Genomic DNA, 2,075 nt, shown 5'->3' with positions numbered 1-2,075 from the left:
CTCGCCGTGGGCGGCACGCACCAGAAGCTGCTTGGCTGCGCGGTCGGCCTTGAGGTCTACGCGCGCGACCACTGCGTCCCGAAGGAGGAAGGGCAGCACGTAATACCCGAACTTGCGTTTCTCCGCAGGCGTGTAGATCTCGATCCGGTAATGGAAGCCGAACAACTCCTCGAGCCTTCTACGCTCAAAGACCAGTGAATCAAACGGGCTGAGCAAGGCACGGCCCGTGGCGGCCCTGGGAAGACGGGCCTCCGCGTGCCGGTACAAGGCCCGGTCCCAACCACGCACCGTGACGGGCTCCAGGCGGCCGGCGGCAACGAGCCTGTCGATCGATGCTGCAGCTGCCTTCACCGGAGTCCGGAAGTAATCGGCGAAGCAGCGGATTGATCCGATTCCATGGGCCTGGGCTGCCGCGTCGATCAGCCGGTCCATTGCCGCCGTCGACAGCTCGGAGCCGCCGTCCGGGAGGGCTCCTGCTCGGGGGATGACCGCAGGCAATCCCGATGGCAGGACCCGCGATGTCAGCGTGTACCGGCGCTCGAACTGCTCTGTCCTCGACGCGGCCGTCACGAGCCCCTCTTCAAACAAGTGCTCCAAAACCCTCTTGACCAGGTTCCAGTTCCACCCCCAGTTATCGTGCTGCCGGTCTTCCTGGTGCCCTAGGTGGGCCGTCAATTGTGCGGCAGTCATGGGGCGCCCGGTTGCGAGCGTATCGAGGATCCGGTTGGCCATGTCCTCCCGGAGTCCATGTTCCAAGTGGGCTGCGCCCACCCATGCGCGGTTTTGCCAGAGCAGCAGATCCTGGAAGTGTTCCGGGCGGATGAAGCTCGCCTCGTGCGCCCAGTATTCCATCATGCGCCGCGGACTTCGCCCGGCCATCGCATGAAGGATGCTCCGGTCGTAGTTGCCAAGCCTTGAGAAGAAAGGAAGGTAGTGGCTGCGCGAGAGGACATTGACGGAGTCGATCTGCACCACGTGGAGGCGGGCAAAGGTGCGGCCCACCGCCCGCGAAGTCACGGGGCCGGTGGGCCGTTCCTTGTCCAGTCCTTGGGCTGCCAATGCAATCCGCCGTGCCTGCAACAGGCTCAGCGAAGCGGCCATGCCAGTCCTTTCATGGGAATTACGAATGCAAGCTAGGCTGTGGCGGCTTGGTCATTCGAACGGTAAGCGTGGATCTTTTCCTCCACTGGTTCGTCTCCTGGTTCGCATGTGGAGTCCAGAGTGATTACTCCATATGTCCAGCCACGGCGGCGGTAGACGACCGACGGCGTGTTTGTTTCCTTGTCCACGAACAGGTAGAAATTGTGGCCCACCAATTCCATGTTGTCCACCGCGTCATCAAGGGTGAGCGAAGCGGCGGGGAAAACCTTGCGACGAATCAGGACCGGGGAATCACCGGCCGGAATGTCGTTGTCGACGTCGTAGGGCGAGGTCTCCACCGGTGGCGTCGTTGGCTCCTGGTGGTTGCTTGCCTCTACGTAAATGGGTTCGCTCGCGCTGGCCGGCTCGAGCGTCGCAGTAGCCTCACGAACGGCTTTGGGGTGTGGCGGCCGTGGTGGACCTTCTTGCGGTCCTTGGCCCTGCGGAGCCTCTCCAGCAGCTTGCTATAGGCGAGATCAAAGGCGGCAAACTTGTCAGCGGCGCTCGCTTCGGCCCGGATCACAGGGCCCCGGCCCAGAACTGTCACTTCGACCGTGAGCTGGCCCGGTGTCTGGCGCGGGTTGGTTTCCTTTGAAACCTTCGCGTCGACCCTCTGGACCTTGTCCCCAAGCGATTCAATCTTTGATATCTTCTCGCCGGCATACTCGCGGAAGCGATCCGAAACGGTCAGATTACGGCCGCTGATCATGAACTCCATGGTGCCCTCCAAACAACTCAGGTGACACGATAAGGGCGCTTCTAGGGCTGATCTGACGGACAGTCGAGCCCCTTTCCGAGCCGCTATCGACAGGTACATCTGTTCTTGGTACCCATAACCGACGTTAGTTCATCGCCACTGGTAATTCATCCTTTCGTCACTTATTTTTTGTTTGAGTCGGCGCGGGCTGGGTGTCCAGCCGTCCGCAGGTAGGTCG

The 2,075-nt window shown here is 61.7% G+C and carries 1 protein-coding gene and 1 pseudogene; both read right to left on the bottom strand.

The annotated features are described in order from the left end of the window. The coding region (locus AHiyo1_RS02810) for a winged helix-turn-helix domain-containing protein (RefSeq protein WP_059387544.1) at window positions 1–1,101 on the bottom strand (1,101 nt) is incomplete at its 3' end. A 32-nt stretch (window positions 1,102–1,133) separates the two neighbouring features. Further along, a pseudogene (gene hpf / locus AHiyo1_RS02805) lies at window positions 1,134–1,858 on the bottom strand (ribosome hibernation-promoting factor, HPF/YfiA family). Between the last annotated feature and the right edge of the window lie 217 nt (window positions 1,859–2,075).

Origin of the sequence: Arthrobacter sp. Hiyo1, from assembly GCF_001263615.2 — a bacterium.
Taxonomy (GTDB): domain Bacteria; phylum Actinomycetota; class Actinomycetes; order Actinomycetales; family Micrococcaceae; genus Arthrobacter.
The sequence above is the reverse complement of the archived record's forward strand: the minus strand, read 5'-3'. Positions and strand labels throughout refer to the sequence as shown.